At 71.2% G+C, this 26,305-nt stretch carries 19 protein-coding genes; 8 read left to right on the plus strand and 11 right to left on the minus strand.

The window, feature by feature from the left end; translation table 11 throughout:
• Positions 1–2,068, plus strand: a 2,068-nt coding sequence (locus RBH18_RS23770; protein ID WP_306211366.1) for a toxin glutamine deamidase domain-containing protein, incomplete at its 5' end; no start/stop codon positions are given.
• Between the two features lie 49 nt (positions 2,069–2,117).
• The gene (locus RBH18_RS23775; RefSeq protein WP_306211368.1) at positions 2,118–2,540 is read left to right on the plus strand and encodes a hypothetical protein; all 423 of its coding nucleotides are present in this window, start codon (positions 2,118–2,120) and stop codon (positions 2,538–2,540) included.
• A gap of 22 nt (positions 2,541–2,562) precedes the next feature.
• Here RBH18_RS23775 and dnaB read toward each other — a convergent pair whose 3' ends face one another.
• Positions 2,563–3,990 carry a replicative DNA helicase gene (gene dnaB, locus RBH18_RS23780; protein ID WP_306211370.1) on the minus strand — a complete coding sequence of 476 codons (1,428 nt, stop codon included), beginning with the start codon at positions 3,988–3,990 and terminating at the stop codon, positions 2,563–2,565.
• A gap of 745 nt (positions 3,991–4,735) precedes the next feature.
• On the opposite strand from dnaB, the gene RBH18_RS23785 reads away from it, so the two are divergent.
• Positions 4,736–9,178, plus strand: coding sequence for a hypothetical protein (locus tag RBH18_RS23785; RefSeq protein WP_306211372.1), 4,443 nt, complete (start codon positions 4,736–4,738; stop codon positions 9,176–9,178).
• Positions 9,179–9,381: 203 nt separating this feature from the next.
• Here RBH18_RS23785 and rplI read toward each other — a convergent pair whose 3' ends face one another.
• The 5 genes from rplI to RBH18_RS23810 form a co-directional block, all read right to left on the minus strand.
• Positions 9,382–9,831, minus strand: coding sequence for a 50S ribosomal protein L9 (gene rplI / locus RBH18_RS23790; protein WP_305788453.1), 450 nt, complete (start codon positions 9,829–9,831; stop codon positions 9,382–9,384).
• 14 nt (positions 9,832–9,845) lie between these two features.
• Positions 9,846–10,085, minus strand: a complete 240-nt coding sequence (gene rpsR / locus RBH18_RS23795; protein ID WP_007073789.1) for a 30S ribosomal protein S18 — start codon at positions 10,083–10,085, stop codon at positions 9,846–9,848.
• A gap of 78 nt (positions 10,086–10,163) precedes the next feature.
• On the minus strand, positions 10,164–10,709 hold the full coding sequence (locus RBH18_RS23800; protein ID WP_306211471.1) for a single-stranded DNA-binding protein: 546 nt from the start codon (positions 10,707–10,709) through the stop codon (positions 10,164–10,166).
• Between the two features lie 68 nt (positions 10,710–10,777).
• Positions 10,778–11,068, minus strand: a complete 291-nt coding sequence (gene rpsF / locus RBH18_RS23805; RefSeq protein WP_225254282.1) for a 30S ribosomal protein S6 — start codon at positions 11,066–11,068, stop codon at positions 10,778–10,780.
• A 289-nt stretch (positions 11,069–11,357) separates the two neighbouring features.
• The gene (locus tag RBH18_RS23810; protein WP_306211474.1) at positions 11,358–12,347 is read right to left on the minus strand and encodes a hypothetical protein; all 990 of its coding nucleotides are present in this window, start codon (positions 12,345–12,347) and stop codon (positions 11,358–11,360) included.
• A gap of 124 nt (positions 12,348–12,471) precedes the next feature.
• Between RBH18_RS23810 and RBH18_RS23815 the strand changes: the two genes are divergently transcribed.
• Positions 12,472–13,248 carry a deoxyribonuclease IV gene (locus RBH18_RS23815; RefSeq protein WP_306211476.1) on the plus strand — a complete coding sequence of 259 codons (777 nt, stop codon included), beginning with the start codon at positions 12,472–12,474 and terminating at the stop codon, positions 13,246–13,248.
• A gap of 48 nt (positions 13,249–13,296) precedes the next feature.
• Complete coding sequence (locus RBH18_RS23820) at positions 13,297–15,981, plus strand: hypothetical protein (protein ID WP_306211478.1); 2,685 nt, start codon at positions 13,297–13,299, stop codon at positions 15,979–15,981.
• A 154-nt stretch (positions 15,982–16,135) separates the two neighbouring features.
• Here the strand turns inward: RBH18_RS23820 and RBH18_RS23825 are convergent, their stop codons facing one another.
• The 3 genes from RBH18_RS23825 to RBH18_RS23835 all read right to left on the minus strand — a co-directional run bounded on the left by RBH18_RS23825 (position 16,136) and on the right by RBH18_RS23835 (position 21,255).
• The gene (locus RBH18_RS23825) at positions 16,136–17,665 is read right to left on the minus strand and encodes a glycosyltransferase family 87 protein (protein WP_372338975.1); all 1,530 of its coding nucleotides are present in this window, start codon (positions 17,663–17,665) and stop codon (positions 16,136–16,138) included.
• 158 nt (positions 17,666–17,823) lie between these two features.
• Positions 17,824–20,331 (minus strand): transglycosylase domain-containing protein, encoded by a 2,508-nt coding sequence (locus tag RBH18_RS23830; RefSeq protein ID WP_306211482.1) that lies wholly within the window; start codon positions 20,329–20,331, stop codon positions 17,824–17,826.
• Positions 20,332–20,784: 453 nt separating this feature from the next.
• Positions 20,785–21,255, minus strand: a complete 471-nt coding sequence (locus RBH18_RS23835) for a DUF5318 domain-containing protein (protein WP_306211483.1) — start codon at positions 21,253–21,255, stop codon at positions 20,785–20,787.
• Positions 21,256–21,408: 153 nt separating this feature from the next.
• Here RBH18_RS23835 and RBH18_RS23840 point away from each other — a divergent pair, with 153 nt between their 5' ends.
• Both RBH18_RS23840 and RBH18_RS23845 read left to right on the plus strand, forming a co-directional pair.
• The gene (locus tag RBH18_RS23840; RefSeq protein ID WP_306211485.1) at positions 21,409–22,062 is read left to right on the plus strand and encodes a PadR family transcriptional regulator; all 654 of its coding nucleotides are present in this window, start codon (positions 21,409–21,411) and stop codon (positions 22,060–22,062) included.
• A gap of 20 nt (positions 22,063–22,082) precedes the next feature.
• Positions 22,083–23,162, plus strand: a complete 1,080-nt coding sequence (locus tag RBH18_RS23845) for an inositol-3-phosphate synthase (RefSeq protein WP_306211487.1) — start codon at positions 22,083–22,085, stop codon at positions 23,160–23,162.
• Positions 23,163–23,283: 121 nt separating this feature from the next.
• Here the strand turns inward: RBH18_RS23845 and RBH18_RS23850 are convergent, their stop codons facing one another.
• Both RBH18_RS23850 and RBH18_RS23855 read right to left on the minus strand, forming a co-directional pair.
• Positions 23,284–23,745 (minus strand): methylated-DNA--[protein]-cysteine S-methyltransferase, encoded by a 462-nt coding sequence (locus RBH18_RS23850; RefSeq protein ID WP_306211490.1) that lies wholly within the window; start codon positions 23,743–23,745, stop codon positions 23,284–23,286.
• Positions 23,746–23,784: 39 nt separating this feature from the next.
• Entirely contained in the window at positions 23,785–25,215 is a 1,431-nt protein-coding gene (locus tag RBH18_RS23855) for a CCA tRNA nucleotidyltransferase (protein WP_306211492.1), read from the minus strand.
• Between the two features lie 57 nt (positions 25,216–25,272).
• Between RBH18_RS23855 and RBH18_RS23860 the strand changes: the two genes are divergently transcribed.
• Positions 25,273–26,163, plus strand: coding sequence for a hypothetical protein (locus RBH18_RS23860; protein WP_306211494.1), 891 nt, complete (start codon positions 25,273–25,275; stop codon positions 26,161–26,163).
• Positions 26,164–26,305: the final 142 nt, after the last annotated feature.

A 26,305-nucleotide genomic window follows, 5' to 3' on the forward strand; every position in this document is an offset into this window, starting at 1 on the left:
CGGCCACGGCTCCTTCGCCTTCCTCATGAACCTCTGGGAAAGCGGCTCCTCCCACGCCTGGGCCGCCGTCAACCACCACGGCGAAATCCTCTTCGTCGACCCCCAGTCCGGCCTGGTCGCCACCCCCGGCACCTCCCTCTACGGCCACCAGGGCATCCCCGACCCAGCCAACCTCGTCGCCCTCGACGCCCTGGTCGTCGACGCCCAGGGCCGCCCCCTCCCCTTCCCCGGCAAACCCGACGGCTGGTGGCACCCCCGCACCTCGCCCCCGGCCCCGCAGACCCCCACGGCACCGGGAACCCACCCCGGAGCCGATCCGTCCATCCCCACCACAGCCTCGATGAGCGCCGTCGACATCGACGTGCAGGCCATGGAGGACCGTCTCCTTCAGTCGCTCGACGGAGAGTTTCGCGACCAACTGGACGCCTCCACGCGCAAAGCCACCAAGACCGCGAAGCACCTGCTGCGTGAGATGGGCACAGTGACTTCTGCGCTCGGTGGCGACATCGAACTGGTCGGCACCGAGCGACTCGTCAAGTCAGCCCGGTCATTGGCCCGGGCCTACGCCACCCTGCAAGCGACCGAGCGTCCCGCGCCCGGCACCTTCCTGGCGGCAGCGAAGGATCGCGTGCGCTTCGCGATCAGAATGCCCGAGAAGGGGTACGGCAACGCGGTGGAAGGCGGGATCGAACTGCTCGGCCGGCTGCGTTACCGGACGACCCGCCTCGTGAACTTCTGGCAAGGTCACGGGCGGCACAACGGACTGAACGCCACGGTCGTCAACGCTTCCGACTTCGCGTTCGAAGTGCAGTTCCCGACAGCTTTATCCTGGTCCGCCGGGGAACGTACCCATCGCTGGTACGAGGTCCTCCGATTGCCGACCATCCCGTATGCCGCGCGTGTCGATGCCTTCCTCCGAATAGTCGCTGTCAACAAAGAGCTGGACATGGCGGGACACCAGCCGGATCAGCTGCGGCGGCTGACGATCACGAAAAACGTGAATTCGACGTTCGCGCAGTGGGTCGCCGCACGGCCCGCGGAGTGGAGCGCCTACCTCAAGGCCCTGCACGACGAGGGCGCCGGCTTCGACGACGTATTGGCGCGCCATGCTCTGACCCGAGCGGACGTTTTCCCGCACGAGACGCGGAGGGGTGGGAACCATGCCGGAGTTCGGCTATCAGACGATCATGAAGGCCGACGGGACGAACGCGGTGACCAGCGTGATCGCCTACGAGGTCCAAGTGACACACCCGCTTCGGGCAGTGCTGTGGAGCGTCCCACGGCAGGCGTGGATCTACGCACCGGCGGTGGCGGGGGCGTACCTCTACGACCCGGAGTACCAGGACCGGAGCCGGCCGATCGATCGGAAGACGGCGGAGGAGACAGCGCTGCTGACCTTGTCGATGCCGCTGCCGAGCGAGGAGACCCTGACGGCGATGTTCGAGGAGGGGGAGCGGAACGGCTGGGACTGGGGCCCGCCGGAGAACCGGACGGCGGCTCCTTCGAGCTGATTCCGACCGACAAGGGCACGACGATCCGCCTCAACACCCGCCTCGGCCAGACCCGCGGGACCGTGGGCAACGCCTTCGAGATCAGCGCCCATTACCTCCACGACTACGAACGCAAGGAAGAGATCGGTTCCGCCCTCGTGCTGGGTCGCCGGTACGACGTCCGGGCCCTGCAGTGGAATCACAGCCGGGCCGACGGTTTCGGCAATCCCGACTTCCTGATGCGCGAACATCCGGCCGATCAGGGTTCTTACGGTGATTTCAAGCGACTCACTCCACCGGCCCTGGGGCAGGAATCACGGCGCGACCTCTCACGCAAGGTCGAGCGGCCGTTGCGCTCGGCCTTCAGCCAGGACCCGCGGATAGCGGTGGCGGTTGTGGACGGACGCGACGAGCACCTGCCGATCGACGATGCTGTACGAGGCGTTCGCCGAGCACTGGGATTCTGGCGGAGCAGCGGTCACCTGGTACGGCCGGAGCACCGGATAATCGTCTTCGCCGACAACGGCGGCTGGGTCACATGGCGGGGCGACACGGGAGAGATCAGTGTCAGTACGTGAGCAGATCTTCGTACGGACTGACAAGCAGCCGGCCGAGGTGGCAGGCCTGGTGGCCGCCCTCGTCGACGGCTGGACGGAAGCGGCGGACGGCGGCACCTGGCTGTTGGTGCGGCCGTCCGAACTGCTGCCCGACGAGGCTTGGCGGGAAGAAGCCAGCTTCGGTGGACCTGTTCTGGCCCACGAGTCCGAGCGGCCGTTCCGGCCAGAGGGCGAGTACGAGGCCATGGACGCGTACAACGTCGAGATCCGCCTGTGGCTGGCCGGCGCCCACGCAGATGGCCTCGAGGCAGCTGCGGCCGATCACATCTTCGCCGCGGTGGCTCGGCTGGGGATGGCCGCGATCCAGGTTCGCCGTGACGACGAGCTGATCCGAGCCGTCCTGCCCGATGCTGCTCCGTACGACTTCCCGGCCGGCACGTTGATCTACGAGACCGACCGGGACAAGTGGAACGGCTACGTGCTCGAGGACTGAGTCCGGCCCACGCGGCGGGGGCTCAGACCACCGCCATGTCGACGAAGCGGGACAGGTGGAGCTGCGCCGCGACGGTGATGGTGTCGGTGGCGCCGTTTCGGTGCTTGGCGACGATGAAGTCGGCTTCGCCGGCCCGGGGGGATTCCTTGTCGTAGTAGTCGTCGCGGTGCAGGAGGATGACGACGTCGGCGTCCTGCTCGATGGAGCCGGACTCACGCAGGTCGGAGAGCTGGGGACGCTTGTCGGTGCGCTGCTCGGGGCCTCGGTTCAGCTGGCTGACGCCGATGACCGGGCACTCGATCTCCTTGGCGAGCAGCTTGAGGCCACGGGAGAGCTCCGAGACCTCCTGCTGACGGCTCTCGGTCTTTTTCGGGGAGCTCATCAGCTGGAGATAGTCGATCACGAGTAGCTTGAGGTTGTGGCGCTGCTTGAGGCGGCGGGCCTTGGCCCGGATCTCCATGAGGTTCATGTTGGGGGTGTCGTCGACGAAGATGGGCGCCTCGCTGATCTCGCCCATGCGGCGGGCGAGCTTGGTCCAGTCGTCGTCGGAGAGCTGGCCGGAGCGCAGGGTGTGCAGGGGGACGCGGGCTTCCGCCGAGAGCAGTCGCATGACCATCTCGATCTTGCTCATCTCCAGGGAGAAGATGGCGCTGGCGCAGTTGCTGCGGATGGCGGCGTTGCGGGCGAAGTCCATGCTGGCGGTCGACTTGCCGAGGCCGGGGCGGCCGGCGACGATGATCAGCTGGCCGGGGTGGAGGCCGTTGAGCAGGCGGTCGAGGTCGGCGAAGCCGGTGGGGACGCCGGTCATCTGGCCGCCCGTCGCGCCGACGGCTTCGATCTCGTCGAGGGTGGGCTGGAGCATGTCGCCGAGCGCCGCGTAGTCCTCGTTGACACGCTTCTCGGTGACGTCGTAGATGGCTTGTGAGGCCAGGTCGACGATGTCGTCGACGTCGCGGCCGCCGTTGCCGCCGGCGCCGTAGCCCAGTTGGACGATCTTGGTGCCCGCCTCGACCAGGCGGCGCAGGATCGCGCGCTCGGAGACGATGCGGGCGTAATAGGAGGCGTTGGCCGCGGTGGGGACGCTCTCGACCAGGGTGTGCAGATAGGGCACGCCGCCGATGCGCTGGAGCTCGCCGGAGTCGACCAGGGCGGCGGCCACCGTCACGGCGTCGGCCGGCTCGCCGCGGCCGTAGAGGTCGAGGATGACGTCGAAGATCGTCGAGTGGTTGGGGCGGTAGAAGTCGTGGGTCTTGAGGATCTCGACCACGTCGGCGATGGCGTCCTTGGACAGCAGCATGCCGCCCAGAACGCTCTGCTCGGCCGCGATGTCCTGGGGCGGGGTCTTGTCGAAGCCACCGCCCTCCCGCGGCGGCTGGCCCTGCCCCTGACCCGGCGGCTTGCCGTTGGACTGCGAGCGGGCCTCCGGCCGCGCGTCATCGGTGATTGACACCCCGACCTCTCCCTCCTGCCCTTCCCCGTGCCCGCACCCGATCGGGCACGAACCGGACCCCCACCCACGGAGCCCGCACCACACCCGCACCCCCGCGACCGGCGGGTGCGGACCGAGCACCGCGCCCCGGGGGACGCGGGCCGATCACCGGCCGCCCCTGACGGAGACGAAGCGAAGCCCCGAGTAGATCAAACAACGCGGGTACGACACTTTCGGGTGACGACACCCCCGAGCGAGTGATCCAGGCCACGAGATTTCTCGGCGCCCCCGCCGATCGTCGCTGTGACCTGCCCGGATCGGCCCGTGGGCGTGATCCGGCGCGGCTAACGATACGAAGCCGCACGTCATCGGCCCAAACGGCGCGGTGGACAGCGCTCGGGACAACCTGTGGACAACGTGGCCGCGCCTGTGTGCAGCCCTGTGCACAGGCTGTGTATAACTCCTGGGGACGCTCCGTGGCGTACCCCTCTGAGCTGCGGTTTTGTCGTCCCCAGCATGTGGAGAGAACAAAAAGGTGCGGCCCGTGACGAAGCCATCGCGTCTGGGCGTTGCAGAACCGGGAAAGGCACGTCACGCTTTCCAGGTGGACCAACGGGAGTGGGACTACGGCGCCCGCCTGCCGCGCGAGAGGAGCGCAGCGGACCCTTGGTCACCCTCTCAGCGCCCGGAAAGTCCCGATTCTCCCGGAGCCAACGAGCCCGGCGCGCCGATCTGGGGCACCGGCTCGGTGACCGACACCGGCAGCATGCAGCCCATTCCCGAGGCCGTCGCGTGGTCGTTGCGCGCCGAGGCTTGGGCGCAGAATGAGGACCAGGCCGTCGAGCGCTCCAGCTCCGGCACGGTCAGCAGGTGGTCCGAGGTTGCCGCCACCGGCCGCCCGGCGATCCCCGCGGAGGGCTTCGGTTGGCGCACGTCGACGTCGGAGTGGCGGGCGACGAGCGAGACCGGCCGCTGGCGTCAGACCACGGAGTGGCGCTCCGCCTCGGGCACCTCGGGCTGGCGCACGACCACCGAGGCGTGGCAGGCCGGGCAGGAGGCCGAGGCGTTTCCGCCGCCGCCCCCGCCCGGCGCCGCGGCGACCGACCCGCCTAGCCGCCTTCCCGCGATCTCCGGCACCGCGTGGCCGACTCCCGAGACCGACGCCACACCCAGCTGGCAGCCCGACGCCGCCACGCCCAGCTGGCGGCAGAGCGCGCCCGACGCCACACCCAGCTGGCGACAGGAGGCGACGCCGAGCTGGCAGCGCGAGGCGAGCGAGACGACCCCGAGCTGGCAGTCGGCCGCCGACTCGCTCGGCCGTCCCGCCTCCGACGACACCACGCCGAGCTGGCGCCGGCCCGCCGACCCGACCCCGAGCTGGCAGAGCCCGGCCGAGCCCGGCGACGCGACGGGCCGGGCTCGGGGGGAGGAGACGCCGAGCTGGCGGCGTACGCCGGATCCGACGCCGAGTTGGCAGAGCCCGGCGCCGGCGTCGGGTCTGCCGAGCGGGCAGGAGCGCCCGTCCTGGGACTCCCGGCCGAGCTGGCAGTCCACCACCGACACGCCGCAGCAGCCGTCCTGGGCCGATGACGGCCGGCACTACGTTCGCGAGGACGACCGCGCGCAGTGGCGCCGCGAGTCGGCCGCGGGGCAGGCCGGCCTCGATGCCGGGTCGCGCTCGGCGGGCCGCCGCCGGGCCCCGGAGCCAGGATCCAGGACCGCCGGGGGTACGGGCTGGAGCACCCGTTCCGACGCGGACAACTGGGCCGGCCACACCGACACGGGCAGCATCCCCGCATATCAGGACCCGTTGTCCGACACCGGCAGCTGGCGCCGTGACAGCACCGACCCGGCCGACCGCTGGCGCACCTCGCCGGAGCCCACCGACCGCCGCGACGACCCTGCCGACCGCCGGCGCCGCGGCACCGATGAGCCGTCCGACAGCTGGCGGATGAGTACGACCACCGACAGCTGGCAGAGCCCCGCCTCCGAAGGCCGGCCGAACCCGACCTCGGGCAGCTGGCAGAGTCCTGCTTCCGAAAGCCGGCCGACCTCGGGCAGCTGGCAGAGCCCCGCTCCGGAGAGCCGGCCGGGCACCGCCTCGGCCTCGGAGAGCTGGCCGGGCACCGCCTCGGCCTCGGAGAGCTGGCGCAGCGCCGACGAGTCCCGTGGCGGGCAGCGCCGCGCCGACCGCTGGCGTGGCAGCGACCCCGCCGGCCCCGCGGAGAGCTGGCGCGCCGACGCCCCGCCAGCGCCCTCGGGTGCCGCCGACGGCTGGCGCAGCGGCGACCAGTCCCGCGACCCGGGCTGGGGCGACACCGGCCCGTGGCGGCGCGACCCCGATCCGGCGCCGCCCGTCGACCCGTGGGCCCAGAGCGCCACGGAGACCGGCGTCATCCCGCTGCCCCTGCAGCCGCGCACGCCGTCCGACGGCCGCACCGACACCGGCTCCTGGGACCGCGACGCGGGCGGCCGGCGCTCGCGCTCCGACCGTGAGGACACCGGCTCCTGGCGCCGCGACTCTGTCTCCGACACCGGTTCCTGGAGCCGTGACCAGGACCCGTCCACCACCGGCTCGTGGCGGCGTGATCAGGATCGGTCGGCGCCGGAGTCCTGGCGCCGTGACGAGCAGGGGCCGGACACGGGCTCGTGGCGCCGCGAGCAGGGTCTGTCGGACACCGGCTCCTGGCGCCGCGGCCAGGACGAAGCCGACTCCGGATCGTGGCGCCGGCGCGAGCTGGAGTCCGGGGCACCGCAGAACCCGTCCGACACCGGCTCCTGGCGCGGCCGCCAGCCGGGCGCGCCGCTGAGTCCTTCCGACACCGGCTCCTGGCGCGGCCGGCAGCCCAGTGCGCCGCAGAGTCCCAGCTCCTGGCGTGGCCGCGAGCTGGAGTCCGGCGCGCCGCAGGGCCCGGCGGACGCGTGGCGCCGACGCGAGCTGGAAGGCCCCGCGGACGGCAGCCGACGCGGGCGCGAGCTCGAGTCCGGCGCCCCGCGCAACCCGGCGGACACCGGCTCGTGGCGCGGACCCGGCACACCCCAGAGCCCCGCGGACACCGGCTCGTGGCGCGGGCCCGGCACACCTCAAAGCCCGGCCGACACGGGCTCGTGGCGCGGGCGGGAGGCTGGCGCTCCGCAGAGCCCGGCCGACACGGGCTCCTGGCGTGGCGACACCACCTCGCGGTCGTGGCAGGACCGGCCCGACGCGGAGGCCTGGCAGCGCGACAACGAAGACCGCCGCCCCGGACGCCAGCGTGGTCCCGAGACGCAGCGCGAGCCGCGGCGCGGTCCCGACACTCAGCGCGAGCCCCGACGCGGTCCCGACACTCAGCGCGAGCCGCGGCGTGGCCTCGACGCCCAGCGTGGCGTCGGCATGCCGCCCCGCCGCGACCCCAGCCGTGAGCACGCGCGCCGTCGCGAGCCCGACACCAGCTGGCAGCGCGAGCTCGAGACGGCGGCGTGGGACCGGGATCACGAGTCGGACGTCTGGCTCCGTGACGCCGACACCGGCCAGTGGCACCGCGCCACCGCCGAGGACGACGAAGACGACGAGGACGACCGAGGCGATCCACGGCCCCGGCGCCGTCGCCGTGCCCAGGGTCCGCCCCCGAGCGGCCCACTGGCGATCGAATCCGGTCAGCCCGCACCCTCCGGCCCACGCGACGAAACCCGGCGTGCCGAAACCCGCCGCGACAACGCCCCGCAAACCGACGACTGGCGCGACAACGCCCAGCAAGCCACCGACTGGCGCGACAACGCGCAGCAAGCCGACGACTGGCGCGACGATGCCCCGCGCGACGACGTCCGGCGTGACAGAGATCCCCGCGTAGGCCGCCGCCGCGCGCCCGAGACCCGCCGCCCCTTCGAGCTCGAAGCCGGCCCGTCCGACCGCAACACAACCGGGCCCGACCGCAACGCAACCGGGCCCGACGGCTATGCCACCGCGCCCGATGGCTACGCCGCATCGTCCTGGGAGCAGGACCGGGAGCAGAAGCCCCCCGCCCCGGGCGGCCGACCCGACCCCGGCTTCCCCGCTCGCCCCACCTCGAGCCTCCCGAACAGTCCGGTCTCCGGCATGCCCGGCCGCCCCGTCTCCGGCATGCCCGGCCGCCCGGTTTCCGGCATGCCGGACCGCCCGATCTCCGGGATGCCCAACCGCCCAACCTCGGGCCTGCCCGATGGCATCTCGGATCGCGCGCCGGATGGCATGCCCGATGCGCCCACCTCTGGCGTACCCACACGCCCGGTCTCTTCCGCCCCGGCAGCCCGCCGTGAGGACCGCCCCCAGGCAGACCCTGGCTCCTGGCGCACCGACACCCAGTCCGGATCCTGGCGCCCGGGTGCCCAGGCCGAAGCGCAGGCCGAGAACTGGCGCAACCAGCTCCGCGCCGAGCAGGGCGAGCCGCCGCTGCCCCGGGCGACCGACGCCGTCACCGAGATCATCCAGCGCACCGACGAGCCGGCCCCCTGGCTGCAGGCCGAACGCAACCAGGCCGCCCGGGGCAGGAACGGCGAGGACGGCGGCCCGGGTTCGGCCGTCTACCGCGAGGGCAACACGACGGACTGGCGCCGGGAGCTCAAGGCGGAGAGCAATCTCGCCGAGGGTGAGTCGCGCCGGTTCGGGACCAGTGACTTCGTGCCCTTCCGCGCGCCGTCCAAGGAGCCGGCCGCGGCAGCCCGGACGCCGGAGCCGGCTGCGGCTGCTGCGCCGGCTGCGGCTGCTGCCACGGGCCTGATGCCGCGTACGGGACCGAGCTGGCAGGATCCGCCGGACACCGAGTGGCCGCCGCGCGGGGCCGTCATGACGTCGCCGACCGGTGCCTACGAGCGGCGGCCTGTGAGCACGCTCACCTCGGCCTCGGCGCGACAGAACGACCTGCTCGAGCCCGAGGAGGAGCTCGCGGAGGACACCGGCGGCCCGCTCGCCGCGGTGGGTTACACCGTTGTCTGGTACGGAGTCCCCGTCGTCCTCTTCGTCGCGTACATGCTCATCGTCAACGGCGCCCAGCAGGGCCAGGCCGTCGACACGCTGATCAAGGCGGCGCCTCAGTTCGCGCTCTCGCTGGTCCTGAGCATGCTCGTGGCAGTGGGCCTCCGCTGGGCGAGCGGCTCCTGGAAGGCAGCCAGCGTCGGCCTCGCCTCCGCGGTCGTCGGCGGCGGTCTCGCCACGGTGTTGACCTCGGCCATCACCGGCCAATCACTCAGCTGACGAGCAAATCCCGCCGCACCCGCCTCTCGGAGCATGCGCGCCGGCCCGAAAGCAGGAAGTCCCAGTCCCGACGAAGGCGGCGCTGCCGGACGATCAGGCGCCGAAGCCACACCAGCACGGCGCCGCATCCCCACGCCTCGGGCAACACAAAAGCGCGCCACCCCTCGGGGGCGACGCGCTCTCGCGTACAGCGGAAAACAGCCTTACTTCGCGGCGACCACGTTCACGGGGAACGAGGCGGTCACCTCGGGGTGCAGCTTGACCTGGACCTTGTAGGAGCCCGTGGTCTTGATGTGGGCCGGCAGCTCGAGGCGGCGCCGGTCCAGGGACGGACCGCCGGCGGCCTTGACGGCGTCGACGATCTCGGCCGGGGTGATCGAGCCGAACAGGCGGCCGCCGTTGCCGGAGCGCGCGGTCAGCGTGACCTTGATGCCCTCGAGCTGGCCCTTGACCTCGTTGGCCTGGCCCAGGTCGCGGATCTCCCGGGCCTCGCGGGCCCGGCGGATGATCGTGACCTGCTTCTCGGCGCCCTTGCTCCACTTGATCGCGAAGCCCTGCGGCAGCAGGTAGTTACGGCCGTAGCCGTCCTTGACCTCGACGATGTCGCCGGGGGTGCCGAGGCCCGACACCTCCTGGGTGAGGATGATCTTCATCTTGGTGCCTCCCCTCAGCGAGCCGTCGCGGTGTACGGCAGGAGCGCCATCTCACGGGCGTTCTTCACCGCACGGGCGATCTGCCGCTGCTGCTGCGAGGTCACACCCGTGACCCGGCGAGCGCGGATCTTGCCGCGGTCGGAGATGAACTTCCGCAGAAGGGCGGTGTCCTTGTAGTCGATGTAGGTGATCCCGTCCTTGTCGAGCGGGTTCACCTTCTTCTTCGGCTTGCGAAGCGCCGCAGCCTTGGCCATTGCTCTTACTCCTGAACTCGGGAAGCCCGGTGGGGCTTGGTGAGCCCGGTGCGGGACACACTGCGTCCCGCGTGGGGCTTAGAAGGGTGGCTCGTCGTCGAACGAGGAGCTTCCGCCGCCGGAGCGGCTGTTCCCGGCCGGTGCCGCCGTCGCCCACGGGTCGTCGAAGCTCGACGAGTTGCCGCCGCCTCCGCCGCCACCGCCGGACTGCCGGCCGCCACCACCGCCGCCGCCGAAGCCGCCTCCGCCGCCACCGGACCGGCTCATCTTCTGCACCTTCGCCGTGGCGTACCGCAGCGACGGACCGATCTCGTCGACCTCGAGCTCGTACACGGTGCGCTTCTCGCCCTCGCGGGTCTCGTAAGACCGCTGGCGCAGCCGGCCCTGCACGATCACGCGAGCGCCACGCTGCAGCGACTCGGCGACGTGCTCGGCGGCGTCACGCCAGATGTTGCACGCGAGGAAGAGTGGCTCGCCGTCTTTCCACTCGTTGGACTGCCGGTCCAAGGTCCGCGGCGTCGAGGCGATGCGGAACTTGGCGACCGCCGCACCCGAAGGGGTGAAGCGCAGCTCAGGGTCGTCGGTCAGGTTGCCGACGACCGTGATGGTGGTTTCTCCTGCCATGATCTTCTCCTCGCCGCTGGGCGTCGTTCGTCGGAAAGGTTCTCAGACCCCTACGACAAAACGAAGCGTCAGCGGGTCTCCGGCCGGATGACCTTGGTACGCAGGATGGACTCGTTCAGCCGCAGCTGCCGGTCCAGCTCCGCCACGGCCTCGGGCGTGGCCTGAAGGTCGACGACGGCGTAGATGCCCTCGGCCTTCTTGTTGATCTCGTACGACAGGCGCCGGCGGCCCCAGACGTCGAGCTTCTCCACCGAGCCGCCCGCGGTCCGGATCACGTTGAGGTACGTGTCGAGAGACGGGGCGACGGTGCGCTCCTCGAGCGAAGGGTCGAGGATCACCATGAGTTCGTAATGACGCAAGACGTTCTCACCTCCTGTGGGCTGAGCGGCCACGGGATTTCCGTGGCAGGAGGTCTTGTGTCTTCGCAGAAAGAAACCGCGGGCACCATGTCCCACGGTCCGACCCTGCGAACCGGGCAAGCATACCCGTGGCTGACCAGGCAACCAAAAAGAGAACCCCGTCCGGGGACGGGGTTCTCTCCTGGAGAGCCGCGGGGCGCCCGGTCCGCATTCGCTGGGTGGGACCTGGGGAGGAACGACCACACCGATGAGGTTGGAACGGCCGCCCCGCGGAGCTTGTAGCGATAGTCTACGCCACGTTCGCCCGAGATGCACGTTGCGACACAAATGCCCGAATTGCTGCCGCGCCCACGCCGACGGCGAACACCGCCGCGACCACGCCGAGCAGGCCGATCGGACGCGACTCGCGCATCGGCTTGAGCGCGGCGACCGGCTCAGCGGCCGCGACCTCGTGCACGGGGGCGGCGACTGCCGCGGGTGCGGCTTCCGTCGTCACAGGCACACCCGTTTCCCGTACGTCCACCAGCTCCGGCTCGTCCACGCCCGGCGACACCCCCGGCGCGCCGCTCGGGAGCTCGGTGATGACCGGTGCGCCCGCGGCGGCCGTACCCGGGATGGTCCTGGTCTTTGCGCGCGTGGTGCCGGGATGCGCGACGCCGCCCAACGGCAGTGAGGGCGCGGCGTGTCGCGTGGAGGCGGACTCGCGGCCGGCGGCCCGGGGTGTCGCGGGGCGGGCCCGGCCGGGACGCTGCGGGCGGGCGGCAGGCGCACCACCCGCCGGTACGGCCGAAGCAGTCGGCGTGTCGGATTTCGGCGGCGTGGTGGGCAGCGCGCCCGCGTCGTCGTCCGTGGGCTCCGGGGCGGGCAGCGCCGGCACCGAGGCCGAGGGGCTCGCCGTCACCATCACGGGTGTGGCCGGGTCGGAGACCGCGCAGTTGGGGTCGAGCATCACCGCCGTGGTGCCGCGGCGGAACACCACCTCGGTCGCGCCGTTCTCCGGGACAGTGCCCTTCGACGAGCCGTTGAGCATGAGTTTCGCACCGTAGCCTGTGCGATTGACCACCCTGACGGTGCTCTCCGCCGGTACGGTCATCGACTCGATCGACGGCGTGGACTCGCAGGAGAGTCCGAGCATGCCACCGCCGTTGCCGAAGACGACCTGGCGGCCCGCGGCCTCGATCTGCCCGGCGCTCGCCGTGCCCGTGGTGACCACCGCCGCCCCGAGCAGGAACCCGCCCAGGACCCATCCGGTCATCCGGTGTCGGACTTGGCGTGACATGCAACCATCTCCCCGGTCTGTACTGATCCGGTCGAATAACGACACCTCGTCCGACGTGGTGACGCTTTCGTATCGACCTGGCGAGGCCGGGTGAGCGTCGTACCCACGTCGTAGGCTCGGTCCCATGCGCATCGGAGCCCATGTCGACCCCGCCGAGCCCCTCGCCGCCGCTGCCGCCCGCCAGGCGGACGCGGTCCAGTTCTTCCTGGCCGACCCCCAGGGGTGGAAGTCGCCCGCCGCGCGGCCCGACGCCGACGAGCTCAAGGCGTCCGATGTGGACATCTATGTGCACGCGCCCTATGTGATCAATGTCGCGACGCTGAACAATCGGATCCGCATCCCGAGCCGCAAGCTCCTGCTGACCCACGCCCGCGCGGCCGCGGCGATCGGAGCGCGCGCGCTGATCGTCCACGGCGGCCACGTCAACGCCGGCGACGACGTCGCGGTGGGCTTCGACAACTGGCGCAAGACCTTCGCCTATGCGGAGAAGGAGGGCGGCCTCCCCCTCCCCGTCCTGATCGAGAACACGGCGGGCGGCGACCATGCCATGGCCCGCCGCTTCGACAACCTGGCCCGCCTCTGGGAGGCCGTCGGCGAGTTCGGCGCCGGCTTCTGCCTCGACACCTGCCACGCCCACGCCGGCGGCGAGGAGCTGCTAGGCATTGTGGACAGGGTGAAGGCGATCACCGGCCGCATCGACCTCATCCACGCCAACGACTCCAAGGACTCCTTCGACTCGGGCCGCGACCGACACGACAACCTCGGCAATGGCAAGATCGACCCCGACTTGGTGGTGGCGGTCATCCGAGCCTCCGGCGCACCGGCGATCGTCGAGACGCCGGGCGGCGCCGAGGGCCAGGCCGCCGACATCGCTCTGCTGCGCGAGCGGGCCGGCAGCTGAGCGCCGGCACGCCTGCCACCAGCTGACCCGGCGGGGACGAGGAGCGGAATGACCACCGATCAGCCGCACACCGGCACCGGCTCACCCGGCCCGGCCGACCAGCCGACCCCAGCGGCACCCCCGCCCGACCCCGCGGCGCCGGCGGCCAGGGGCCTCGGCCGCTTCGGTCGCGCAGCCCGCCGCGCCCGGCACGCCATCCCCGCTCAGCGCGGCCCCCAGCACCTCCGCGCCAAGGAACCCAAGCGCCCCGCCGACGAGCAAGGCGCCCCCCGCCCCGCCGAGGACGGCACCGCCCAGCCTCCCGCCGCGGACGGGACAGGCCTGCGCCCCGCCGTGCCGCAAGCGGCCGCCACGACGGATCAGCCGCCCGCCTCAGCCGCCGACACCAAGCCCGCCGTTGACAGCACCGCGAAGACCGCTACCGAGGCCACCGGCGCCGCCACGCGGTCCACTGCCGAGCCCGCCAGCAGCACCAGCAAGAGCACCACCGCGGCCGCCGGAAGCACGAAGACCAGCGAGCCCGTCGACAGCACCGCGCAGCCGGCCGCCGAGCCCACGGACAGCTCTGCGGGCGCCGCCGAGTCCGGCAAGCGGAAGCGTCCCGAGCTGCCCTCCACCCGGCCGCCCGGCGCCCCGCCGGACCCGTGGACGGCGTTCGCGCAGACCGGCGAGCGTCCCCCGGGACGCTGGCAGCGAGGGCTCCACCGCGCTGGCCGTGTCCTCCGTCACGAGTACGCCATCGTCATCTACGGCGCCCTGCTCCTCGCCGTCGCGCTGACGTGGCCGGCGTTGCGCTACCCGCTGCACACCGTGCCGCAGGACATCTACGACCCGGCGCGCCAGGCGTGGCAGGTCGCGTGGGCGGGGCACATCCTGCTCACCGAGCCGGCGCGGCTGTGGCAGGGCAACGCCTTCTTCCCCGAGCACTACAGCTATGCCTTCGGCGACAGTCTGCTCGGCTACGCACCCTTCGGCATGCTCGGCTCCGGCCCCGGCGCGGCGATCCTGCGCTACAACATTCTCTTCGTGCTGGCCCACGCGCTCCTGGCCATAGGCGCCTACGCCCTGATCCGTCAGCTCGGCGCCGGCCGCACGGGTGCCACGGTCGGCGCGATCGCGTTCGCCTACGCGCCGTGGCGACTCGCGCAGGAGGGCCACCTCGACATCATCTCGGCCGGCGGCATCCCGTTGGCGCTGGCGATGCTGCTCCGGGGGCACGGCTACTCCCTGCGGTACGGCTTCCGGCCCGACCGCCGCCGCATCGGCTGGGCGGTGGCCGGCTGGGCGGTGGCGATCTGGCAGATCACGCTCGGCTTCTCGCTCGGTCTCCCCTTCGCGTACGCGCTCCTGGCCATAGCCCTCACCACAGCCGTCGCCCTCCTCGTCCGCCGCCTGCGCACCCGGCGAATCAGCCGCCGGAACGGCGATCCAGCCGGCGGGCGAAGCGTGCCCGCCTGGTTCGCCGCGCTGCCGTGGCGCCGGAAGAGTCAGGTGCCGGGCGGGAAGAGTCAGGTGCCGAGCGATCAAGCCGAAGCGCCGGCGCGGACCATGCAGGACACCCTCGTCGAACAGCCCGGCCAGATGGTCGTGCTCCGTGAGGGCCCCGAGCCACAAGCCGCCGACGCACCGAAGCAGACCTCCCCCACCGCACCTGCGAACGCCCCCGCCAGTCCCGAAACCGTCGATGCACCGAAACACCCGGAGAGCGGCGCGGCAACGGGGAGCGTTCGGCAAGAGCCCGTACTCGGCTGGCGCCTGCTCCTCACCGACCTGCTCGGCTTCCTCATCATGGCGGGCGTCGGTGCGCTCATCGCCCTGCCATACCTGCGGGTCGGCGACACCGCGCCGGCCGGCACCGAGATCTCCTTCTTCTCGCCGCCCGTCCAGGCCCTGCTGATCGGGCCCGCCGAGTCGCGCATCTGGGGCGCCGCGCACGCCGAGGTCCGCAACTCCCTGGCGTGGCCGGCGGAGATGTCGCTGCTGCCCGGCTTCGCCCTCTACGCCCTCGCGCTCGCCGGGCTGATCTTCTCCGTCTGGCGCCGGTGGCAACGGCTCGTGCTGCTGGCGGGAGCGGTGGTGGCCGCGGTCCTCGCCCTGGGCACCACGGTTCTCGACGGCAAGTGGACCTATCTGCCGCTGTTCGGGCACTTCCCCTCGTCGCTGGGGCTGCGCATCCCCGGCCGGCTCATGCTCTGGGTGACCCTGCTGCTGGCGATCCTGGCCGCCGGGGCGGTGGCCGAGTTCGTCCGGCGGGTCGAGCAGTTCGCCGAGAGCCGGTTCCCCCCGTGGCCGGGGCCGTGGCTGCGCCTGGCGACGTTCGTGCCCGTGCTGCTCGTGCTGGTCGAAGGCTGGAACGCCACCGCGCACCCCGTCGTGCCCGCCCAGCCGGCGGCGATGCGGACCGTGTCGGGCCCGATGCTCGTCCTGCCGACCGCGGAACTGAGCGATCAGACGACCATGCTGTGGTCGACGTCACGCTTCCAGCAGGTCGCCAACGGCAGCGGCGGGTTCGCGCCGGCCCGCCAGATCGAGCTGCGTCGCGCGGTGGCCACCTTCCCGGACGCCGCCAGCATCGACTACCTGCGCGGGCTCGGCATCGGCACGGTGCTGCTCCTCCGCCCGCAGGCCGCCGGCACGCCGTGGGAACGCGCCGGCGACCTGCCGGTGGACAACTTCGGCATCACCCGCCAGGACCTCGACGCGAACACGGTGATCTTCCGCCTGGACAGCTGACACGAAGCCGCCCGGCCCAAGCGCCGAAGCGACGGCCAGATCCAAGCGCCGTGAGACGACGGCCAGATCCAAGCGCCGTGAGTTGACGGCCAGATCTGAGCGCCGGAAACGACGGACGGCCTCAAGCGCTGGGCAGGAAGCCCGGGAACGAAGGTCAGCCGCCAGTCGTCGGCACCGGCGCAGCGGACGCGGGCGACGGGGGAGTGGCGGACGCCTCGGGCAAGCGGAAAGCCCGCCGCAGCCGTGCGACCCAGGGCGCGTCCGGCGCCCCCTCCAGCTCCCCGCCGTCCGGGTCGTCGGCGTAGCTCGACCGCACCACGTCCAGCTCCGGCCGCCAGATCTCGCGCACGACCAGCCCGGCCAGCACCGCCACGGTGATCAGCCGCAGGCTCGAGGCCAGCACGAACGTCCCCTCTGGGATCACCGGCTTGCCCCCGGCGCCGAGCAGCTCCGCGTAGAACGCCGTGAAGTACCCGAACTCCGCCACCGTCCAGGCGATGATGGCGCCCCACTTGGGCCGGGCCAGGACGATGAGCGGGAGGAGCCAGAGCACGTACTGCTGGGACCAGACCTTGCTGAAGATCAGGAACGCGGCGACCACGAGGAACGCCAGCTGGGCGAGCCGCGGGCGGCGCGGCGCCAGGAGACACAGGACGCCGATCGCGGCGCAGGCCAGGACCGTGAGCCCGTACGTCAGATAGTTGAGCGCGTGCACGTGATCGCTCAGCCACTGGAACGGCCCCTGGTCCCCCGCGGCACCGGTGTTCCACTTGGAGTCGAGGAAGCGCCCGATGTACCAGAGCGTGCCCCAGTCGATGGGCCGCGTGTCGTTCAGTTCGAAGAAGCGGTTCCAGCTTTCCCGGTACGCGAGGAAGACGGGCAGATTGGCAGCCAGCCACGCGATCACGGCTCCGCCCAGCGCCAGGAAGAACGCCTGCAGCCGGCGTGATCTCAGGCCGAGAACCAGCAGCGGGCCGAGGATGAAGAGTGGCCACAGTTTCGCCGCGCCGCCCAGGCCGAGCAGCAGGCCGGCGAGCAACGGCTGCTTCCGCGCCCAGGCGTAGAGCCCGAACATGGCCAGCGCGATCGCCAGGAAGTCCCAGTTGACCGTCGCCGTCACGAGCAGGATCGGCGACAGCGCGAAGATGGCCGCGTCCCAGGGTCGCCGGCGGCGCAGGGCGAGGATGACCGCGGCGGAGGCGACGGCCAGGATCGACAGGACGAGGGCGTTGGCGTTGTAGAACCACTTGCCCTGGTTGATCTCGGGGTGGTCCTCGCCGTAGGAGTGGATCGGCAGCCCGAGCGCGCCCATGAAGTAGCCGGTGAGCACCGGATATTCGACGGGGTGGTCACGGTAGGGCACCTTGCCCTCGTTGAGCCCCTCGGCGTAGTAGAGCGCCAGCACGTCGGTGTAGCAGAACCGGGTGTACTGGACGTTCTTCTGCCAGTCGCCGTCCTGGCAGGGCGACTTCTGCACCCAGCTGAACGCGAGCGTCAGGCAGACGAGCGCGATGATGATCCTCGGCGCCGTCCAGAAGCGGTTGCGCCGGGCCCCGGGGGACACCGCGTGGCTGCCGACCGGTCCTCCGATCGCCTGGGCGAGGCCACGGATGAATCCGTCCGACTTGGCCGGTGAATCGATCGGCTCGGTCTCCGACGACGAAGGCGCGCTCATGACTGGCATCATGCCCCATCAGCCCCGGTGACGGTCGTCCACCACTCGCCGGAACAAGCCGCCGACGACCCGGAAGCAACCCGAAGCCCGGGACGGCAGGCACAACGACAAGCGCCCGCCTCCCCGGTGGCCGGGAAGGCGGGCGCTCACATCGTCAGGCGCGGACGTCAGCCGCCGGCTGTCTGGGTCTGATCGGTGCCGGTGAACGGGAAGCCGGTGTTCCCGTCGTCGTCATCGGTGCCGTCGTCGCCCTCGTCGGTGTTCTGATCGTCGTTGTTGCCGTTGTCGGTGTTGCCCTGGTCGCCGTTGCCCTGGTTGCCCTGGTTGTTCTGGTCCTGGTTCTGGCCGTTGTCACACTGCTGGAAGAGCTGGCAGTTCGGGTCGACCTGCTGCGTCTCCTCCGGCGCGGGCGGCGGGGGCGGTGCGGCCTGCCCGTTGGCGTACTCGCTGTTCGGGTCGCCGGTCTTCTGCCGCTCGGGGAAGTCTTCCTTCTTCCAGTCGAGCGCCTCGCTGACCGATTCGATGAAGTCTTCCCAGATCTGCGCCGGCGTGCCGGAGCCGAACATGTCCTTGCTGCCGCCCTTTTCCTTCAGGACGACGCGGTTGCCGGCGCCACCGACCCAGACCGTGGCGGCGAGCTGCGGGATGCCACCGACGAACCAGGTGTCACCGCTGCCGCTCTCCCCGCTCTTCTTGTCGTCGATCTCCCAGGTGCCGGACTTGGCGATCGCCTCGCGGCCGTCCTCGAGCGTGTTGTTCGCGTGCGCCGGGATCTTGGCCATGACGCCCTCGAGGTCGGACATCTGGGCCTTGTCGAAGACCTGCTTGCCGTCCTTGCCGAGCTCGCTCTTGTAGTTGACGAACTTGCCCGTGTTCTCGTCCATCTTCTTGACGGACTTGATGAAGTGGGCCTCGTGCCGCTCACCCTGGTTGACGATGGTCGCGACGCCCTCGGCGTGCTCCAGCGGCAGCACCCGGAACTGGCCGAAGCCGACCTCCTGGGAGAACTTCTTCTTCCAGGTCGACGCGTCGGTCTTGTCCAGGTCGATGATGTTGCCGTCGTTGTCCACCAGGTGCTTGAGCCCGGCGTCCTTGGCCGCCTGGACCACCTTGTCCGGGCCGAGCTCGTCGGCGATCCAGTAGAACGGGAAGTTGTACGACTGGATCGTCGCTTCCTCGAGCGTGCATCGCTCGATGCCGCCGCCGCCGCTACAGACCGCGCTGTCCTCGGCGCCGGCGTTGCTGATCTTGTTGCCGAGCTTGTTCTTCAGCGTGCCGTCCCACCGCGTGTCGAACGAGATGCCCTCGCGCAGGCCGGCCGCCAGCGTGTAGATCTTGAACGACGATCCGGGGGACTGGCCGGCGCCGCTGAGCCCCGTGCCCGTGCCGTTGAGGTAGGACCCGTAGTCCGTGCCCTCCGGGTTGTCACCGCCGTAGTAGCCGAGCACGCGGCCGGTCTTCGGGTCGATGCCGATCACCGCGGCCTGGTAGGACTTCGGCAGATCGCTCATCGGCGAGGCCTTGCTCTTGCGCGAGCCGGCCTTCTCCGCCGCCGCCTGCACCTTCTGGTTGATCGTGGTGGTGATCTGCAGGCCGCCCTTGGCGAACTCGCTCTCCGAGATGCCCATCTCGGCCAGCTCGGCCTTGACGTGCCGCAGGATGATGCCGCTCGCGGAGCCGGTCTTGCAGGTCTTGCAGGTATTCGAGCTGGCCGGCTTGACCGTCGGGTACTTGCGGGCGTTGTAGACGTCCTGGGTGATCCAGCCCATCTCCACCATGTTCTTCATGGTGTATTCCCAGCGGTCCTTGGCGTCCGCGAGGTTGATGCGCGGGTTGTAGCCCTGGTGCCCGCCCGGGGTCGGCTCGGGCTGCTTGATGATCGACGCCAGCACCGCGGCCTCATACGGCGTGACCGCGTTCTTCTCGCCCGCCGGGGTCAGCACCGACTTGCCGAAGTAGCCCTTGGCCGCGGCCTCGATGCCGTTGTAACCGTCGCCCAGGTAGATGTAGTTGAGGTAGAACCCCATGACCTGGTCTTTGGAGTACGTCGAGTCGAGCTTGCGCGCGATGACCGCCTCACGCAGCTTCCGGTTGTAGCTGATCTCCTTGAGATCGGCCGCGTGCCGGGCGTACTGCTGGGTGATCGTCGAGGCACCCTGCTGGCTGCCGCCGGTGAAGTTGTTCCACGCGGCGCGGGCGATGCCCTTCATGTCGATGCCGTTGTGGTCGTAGTAGTTCTTGTCCTCCGCGGCGGCGACCGCGTGCTCCACGACCTTGTTGATCTTGGCTTCCGGCACCACCGTGCGGTTCTGGTCGCCGAGGCGGGCGAACTCCGCGCCGCCGGAGTAGAGGATGACGTTCGACTGGTCCTCGGTCTTCGGCGTGGGCAGCACCACGTCGTCGAAGAAGTAGGTGCCCGCGACCGTGCCGGCACCGAGCAGGATCACCAGGACCGCCGCGGCGGCCGTGATGATGTTGGTGCGGCGGCGCTTCTTGGCGGCCTTGTTGAGGATCTTGGCGGCGTTGCCCTTGCGGCCGCTGCCGTCGCCGGGGTCCGGCAGCCCGCCGCCGCCGACGGCCGGCGAGACCGGGCGCACGGCCGCGCGCGCGACCGAGGCGCGCCCGCCGCCGGGAACCGGCGCTGCGGCGCCGACGGAGGCCCGTCCGGGGCTCACGGAAGCGCGGCCGCCCACAGCGGCCGCGGCGCCGACCGACGCCCGCCCGGGGCTCACGGAAGCGCGGCCCGGACTGACCGAGGCCGCGCCGACCGATGCCGAGCCCTTGGGCGTGGCCGATCCGCTGACGCTCGCGCGCCCGCCGCTGGGGCGCCGGTATGCATCGGGAGCGGGCCGCTGGTCGTCGTCAGGCGTGGGTGCAGAGGACGGCCCGGGCACATTGGCCCGGGCACGCGCAGACTGCGGATCGCCGTACGAGTTCATTCGGTTACACCTACCGGTCGCGGTGGCTCGTCCCGGAAACCCTGGAGGGGCTTCCCGGGGCGGGGCCACGGGCGGACGTTCGGGGCTGCGTCCGCGCAGCCGCCCTGTCGGATGTCAAGAATGACCGATTACAGCGCTGGATGCCCGTGTCGGTCCGGATCGTGTCCACGTTAGCGATGTTGGGAGCGGTCACTCGCCGCCCTCCCACCGGTGTGACGACGACCCTGTCTCGCGGTGGCGGCCCGAGGCGGACGCGACGGCAGCCGTCACGCCCTGGTCCCATTCGTCAGCTGTGAGTGCGTCCCGGCCGAGCAGGTACTGCTCGATCAGGTGGTTCCACGAGCACGACTGGCACACCTCGACCACGAAGACCTGGAACTCACGCAGCGTCATCGCCAGCACCGGCAGCTCGGCGAGCTTCCGGGCCTGACCGGCGGACTGCTTGAGCTCGTCGCCGTAGATGTAGTGGACCAGCGTGAGGTTGTCGCGCCGGCAGACGGGGCACCTGTCCTCGGTGGGCTCGCCGTGGAAGCGAGCAGCGTTTTTGAGGTAGGGCGAGGCATCGCAGACCTCGAGCGTCCCGATCTTCCCGTTGTGCAGGTCACGCAGCAGCGCTCGCTTCTGTAGCGAGTAGTCGACGATCTGCCGCTGCGTGCGCATGGCGAAGAGAGTACGCGGTCCGGAGCCGTTGAGCGACCGCCATCACTCAGCGTGGCGTGGCGACTGCCCAGCGCCCGGACCCTTGCCAACCATGTCGTCCCGCTCTACGGTTGCGATGTATCGGCCCGATACATCGAGACGTGAGGAGGCCCGATGCTCGAACTCGCGATCCTCGGTCTCCTCCAGGAAGCCCCGATGCACGGGTACGAGCTGCGGAAAGAGCTCGCCGCCAAGCTCGGCACGCTGCGCGCCGCCATCAGCTACGGCACCCTCTATCCCACGCTCAAGCGGCTGCTGCTCGCCGGCTACATCACCGAGCAGGGCCCGGGCAGCGACATCCCGCCGCCGATGACCAGCAAGCGCGGCCGGATCGTCTACAAGATCACCGCCGACGGCAAGGAGCGGTTCGCCGCCCTGCTCGCCGCGGCCGGCCCGGAGACCTACGACGACGCCGGCTTCGGCGTGCACTTCACCTTCTTCTCCCGCACCGACCGGGCCACCCGCCTGCGCATCCTCGAGGGCCGCCGGCGGCGCATCGAGGAGCGCCGGGAGGGGCTGCGGGAGATGCTCGCGCGCGCCGGTGACCGGCTGGACGCGTACACGCTCGAGCTGCAGCGCCACGGCCTGGACTCCGCCGATCGCGAGGTCCGCTGGCTGGAGGAGCTGATCACCCGCGAGCGCTCCGGGACCACCCCCGCCGTGACCGCCACCGCCCCGGTGGAGGACACGGAGAAGAAGACTTCCCCGGCCGGTCAGGCCGCGGAGGCACCCCCCGAGAAACCGGCTCCGCACTCGGACCGGCCGTGATGAACAAGGAGGCAAACGCGATGGGCTCCGTCCGCGTCGCCATCGTCGGTGTGGGTAACTGCGCCTCGTCCCTCGTGCAGGGCGTGGAGTACTACCGCAACGCCGACCCCAGTGACCGCGTCCCGGGTCTCATGCACGTGACCTTCGGCGACTACCACGTCTCCGACGTGCAGTTCGTCGCGGCGTTCGATGTGGACGCCAAGAAGGTCGGCATGGACCTCGCGGAGGCGATCAACGCCAGCGAGAACAACACCATCAAGCTGACCGACGTGCCCCCCACCGGCGTCAGCGTCCAGCGTGGACCGACCTTCGACGGCCTCGGCACCTACTACCGCGAGATCATCGAGGAGTCGTCGGCCGAGGTCGTCGACGTGGTGCGGGCCCTGCGCGACGCCGAGGTCGACGTCGTCGTCTCCTACCTGCCGGTGGGCTCCGAGGAGGCCGACAAGTTCTACGCACAGGCCGCGATCGACGCCGGCTGCGCGTTCGTCAACGCCCTGCCGGTCTTCATCGCCTCCGACCCGGTCTGGGCGCAGAAGTTCACCGACGCGGGCCTGCCCATCGTCGGCGACGACATCAAGAGCCAGGTCGGCGCGACGATCGTGCACCGCGCGCTCGCCAAGCTGTTCGAGGACCGCGGCGTGGAGCTGCTGCGCACCTACCAGCTCAACTTCGGCGGCAACATGGACTTCATGAACATGCTGGAGCGCAACCGCCTGGTCTCCAAGAAGATCTCGAAGACCCAGTCGGTGACCAGCCAGATCCCGCACGAGATGGTCAAGAGCGACGTGCACATCGGCCCGTCGGACCACGTGCCGTGGCTCGACGACCGCAAGTGGGCCTACATCCGGCTCGAGGGCCGCAGCTTCGGCGACACCCCGCTGAACGCCGAGCTCAAGCTCGAGGTGTGGGACTCCCCGAACTCGGCCGGCGTCATCATCGACGCCGTGCGCGCCGCGAAGATCGCCAAGGACCGCGGCATCGGCGGCCCGATCCTCTCCGCGAGCTCCTACTTCATGAAGAGCCCGCCGGTGCAGTACAACGACCACGACGCCAAGGCGTCGGTCGAGGCCTTCATCAAGGGCGAGATCGAGCGCTGAGCACAGCACTGACGGGAGGTCCGGGCCGTTGGTCCGGGCCTTCCTGCTTTTCTGTACGCCCCCCAGCCCACGGCCGTTGCTCCGACGACCCGCATCGGGCCGCCCGGGCACGTGATCATCGTCACGTCCAAAGGCGCTCCAGCGTCACCCGTGCCTCGAGTTCGAGCAGCAGCCGCTTGCGCTCCAGCCCGCCGCCGAAGCCGACCATCTTCCCGCCGGCCCCCACGACCCGGTGGCACGGCACGATCACCGGCACCGGATTCCGGTTGCACGCCGTCCCCACCGCACGAGCCGCCCCGGGGTCACCCAGAGCGGTCGCGATGGCGCCATACGTGACCATTTCCCCGTACGGAATCCGCGCGATCTCGCCCCACACGGCCCGCTCGAAGGCCGATCCCCCGCGCAGCTCGAACGGCACAGTGAAATCCGTCACTGCCCCGGCGAAGTAGTCGCGCAGCTCCTCGACGGCCGGCGACGCGACCGCGGTGACCGGTCCGGAAGCACCGAACCGCACGCCCACGACGACGTCGCCCGCCAGCTCCACGCCGAGCGGGCCGATCGGCGACTCCAGCACCACCTTCATGCCGGCCATTGTGCGCCGGGGGTCCGACAGAAAGCCGGCTCAGGAGATGTGGCCCTGCTCCCGGGCCCAGCGCAGCAGCTCCGCCTCGGCCTCGTCCCGGTCCAGCGGCCCCCGGTCGAGGCGCAGCTCCTTGAGATGACGCCACGCCTGGCCGACGACCGGGCCGGGCGGCACGCCGAGCAGTTCCATGATCGCGTTGCCGTCGAGGTCGGGGCGGACCCGGGCGAGGTCCTCCTCCGCGGCGATGCGCGCGATCCGCTCCTCCAGCGCGTCGTAGTCGGCCGCCAGGTTCGCGGCCTTCCGCTTGTTGCGCGTCGTGCAGTCGGAGCGGGTCAGCTTGTGCAGCCGCGGCAGCAGGGGACCGGCGTCGGTCACGTAGCGGCGCACCGCCGAGTCCGTCCACTCGCCCCGGCCGTACCCGTAGAAGCGCAGGTGGAGATGCACCAGCTGGACCACCTCGGTGGTCACGTCCTTGGGGTAGCGCATCGCCTTCATGCGCTGCTTGGTCATCCGGGCGCCGACGACCTCGTGGTGGTGGAAGCTCACCCGGCCGTCGCGGCCGACGGCCTTGGTCGCCGGCTTGCCGACGTCGTGCATCAGCGCGGCCATGCGCAGCACGAAGTCGGGGCCCGCGCCGGCCTCCAGGCGGACGGCGTTCTGCACGACGATCAGCGTGTGCTCGTAGACGTCCTTGTGCTGGGCGTGCTCGTCGATCTCCAGCTTGAGGCCGGTGAGCTCGGGAAGGAAGCGGTCCGCCAGCCCGGTGTCGACGAGCAGGCGCAGACCGGCGACGGGGTCGGCGCCGCAGAGCAGCTTGGTGAACTCGTCACGGATCCGCTCGGCGGTGATCCGGTCGAGGTCGGCCGCCATCGCGGTCATCGCCGCGAGGGTGGCCGGATCCACAGTGAACTTCAGCTTCGCGGCGAACCGGGCCGCCCGCAGCATCCGAAGTGGATCATCGCCGAAGGACTCCTCCGGGCGCGACGGCGTGCGGATCAGCTGCGCCGCCAGGTCGGCCACGCCGCCGTACGGGTCGGTGAACTCGTGGCCCGGCAGGCTGACCGCCATCGCGTTGATCGTGAAGTCGCGGCGGCGCAGGTCGTCGAGGAGATTGTCGCCGTACTCCACGACGGGGTTGCGGCTGACCCCGTCGTACGCCTCGGCGCGGAACGTGGTGATCTCCAGCCGCAGGCCGTCCTTCTGCACGCCGATCGTGCCGAACTCGCGCCCGGTCTCCCAGATCGCGTCGGCCCACCCCTTGACCAGGGCGAGCGTCTGCTCGGGCCGGGCATCGGTGCAGAAGTCCAGGTCGTCGCCGAGGCTGCCGAGCAGGGCGTCGCGCACCGAGCCGCCCACCAGGTGCAACTCATGGCCGGCGGCGCCGAAGCGGCGCCCCAGCTCGTCGGCGACCGGGGAGACCCGCAGCAGCTCCTGGACGGCGGTGCGCTGGGCCGAGTTCAACACAGACATGGGACTACCAGGGTATCGGTCGTGGCAGCATCCGGGCGCAGCGGGCAGGATGGAAGCGTGCCCGTTCCCGAGGCGCTACTCCGCCTCAGCGAGGATCCCGGTTTCTGGTCCTTCCTGCGGGCGGAGGGCGGCGCGATCCCCGACCCCGAGACGACCGGCCTGCGCGTGTCCCTTCCGGTGACCGGCGGCTACGGCCTGGTGCTCGATCTCGACCTGGTCACCGGCGAGCAGACGCTCGGGCTGCGCGGCCCCGCGACCAGCGAGCCGGTGCAGCTGGGCTGGGCGGACCCGGGCGGCCCCCGGCCCGCCGCGCTGCGCTGGGACGAGCTGGAGCTGTGTGCCCGCGTGATCGCGCTCGAGGACCCGACCCTGCCGCATCCCGGCCTGGTCGTGGCGCTGCTCGCCCCCTTTGCGCCGGTCACGCCGGACGACGACCTGGACACGGTCGCGGCCGTGCGCGAGGCCGCCTACCGGTCGCTGCGCCGGGAGGTGCCGCCCGTCGAGCCGAGCGGTCCGGAGCAGGCGCCGCTGCCGCTCTTCGCCGCCGACGAGTGGTGGCCCCGGCCGCCGGACCCGTCGCCCCTGGTCCTCGACGAGGCCACGATCGCGGCCTACAGCAGCCCGGCCCCGGTGGAGCACCAGGTCCGCGGCGGCTCACGCTTCCCGCGGGAGCAGCTTGCCGAGCTGGTACGCCTGGCCGCCCGCCGCCTCGGCAAGGTGCCCGAGGAAGAGGGGTACGACCAGGTGCGCCCGCTGGCCCGACAGATCACGGCGAGTGGTGATCTGCGTACGGTCGATGCGCTCGTCCGGATCCTCACCGAAGCCGGCTGCGACCATCCGACCGTGCTCGACGCCCTGAGCGAGCCGCTCGTCCCGATCGAGGCGTGCTGGATGGTCGAGACCCTCGCCGGGGCCGTGCCGGGCACGCTGCTCCGCCGTCACGTCTGAGCACGTGCCCCGTAGGGTGGCGTCTGTGTTCGTACCCCTGGGGAGGTCTCGGTGAGCGGCGGCTTGTACCGCAGCGCGCACGCCACGCCTGACGGCGAGCCGGAGGAGGTGGGCGGGGCATTTCACGTGCCCGTCGACAGCA

Origin of the sequence: Actinoplanes oryzae (assembly GCF_030757795.1) — a bacterium.
Taxonomy (GTDB): domain Bacteria; phylum Actinomycetota; class Actinomycetes; order Mycobacteriales; family Micromonosporaceae; genus Actinoplanes.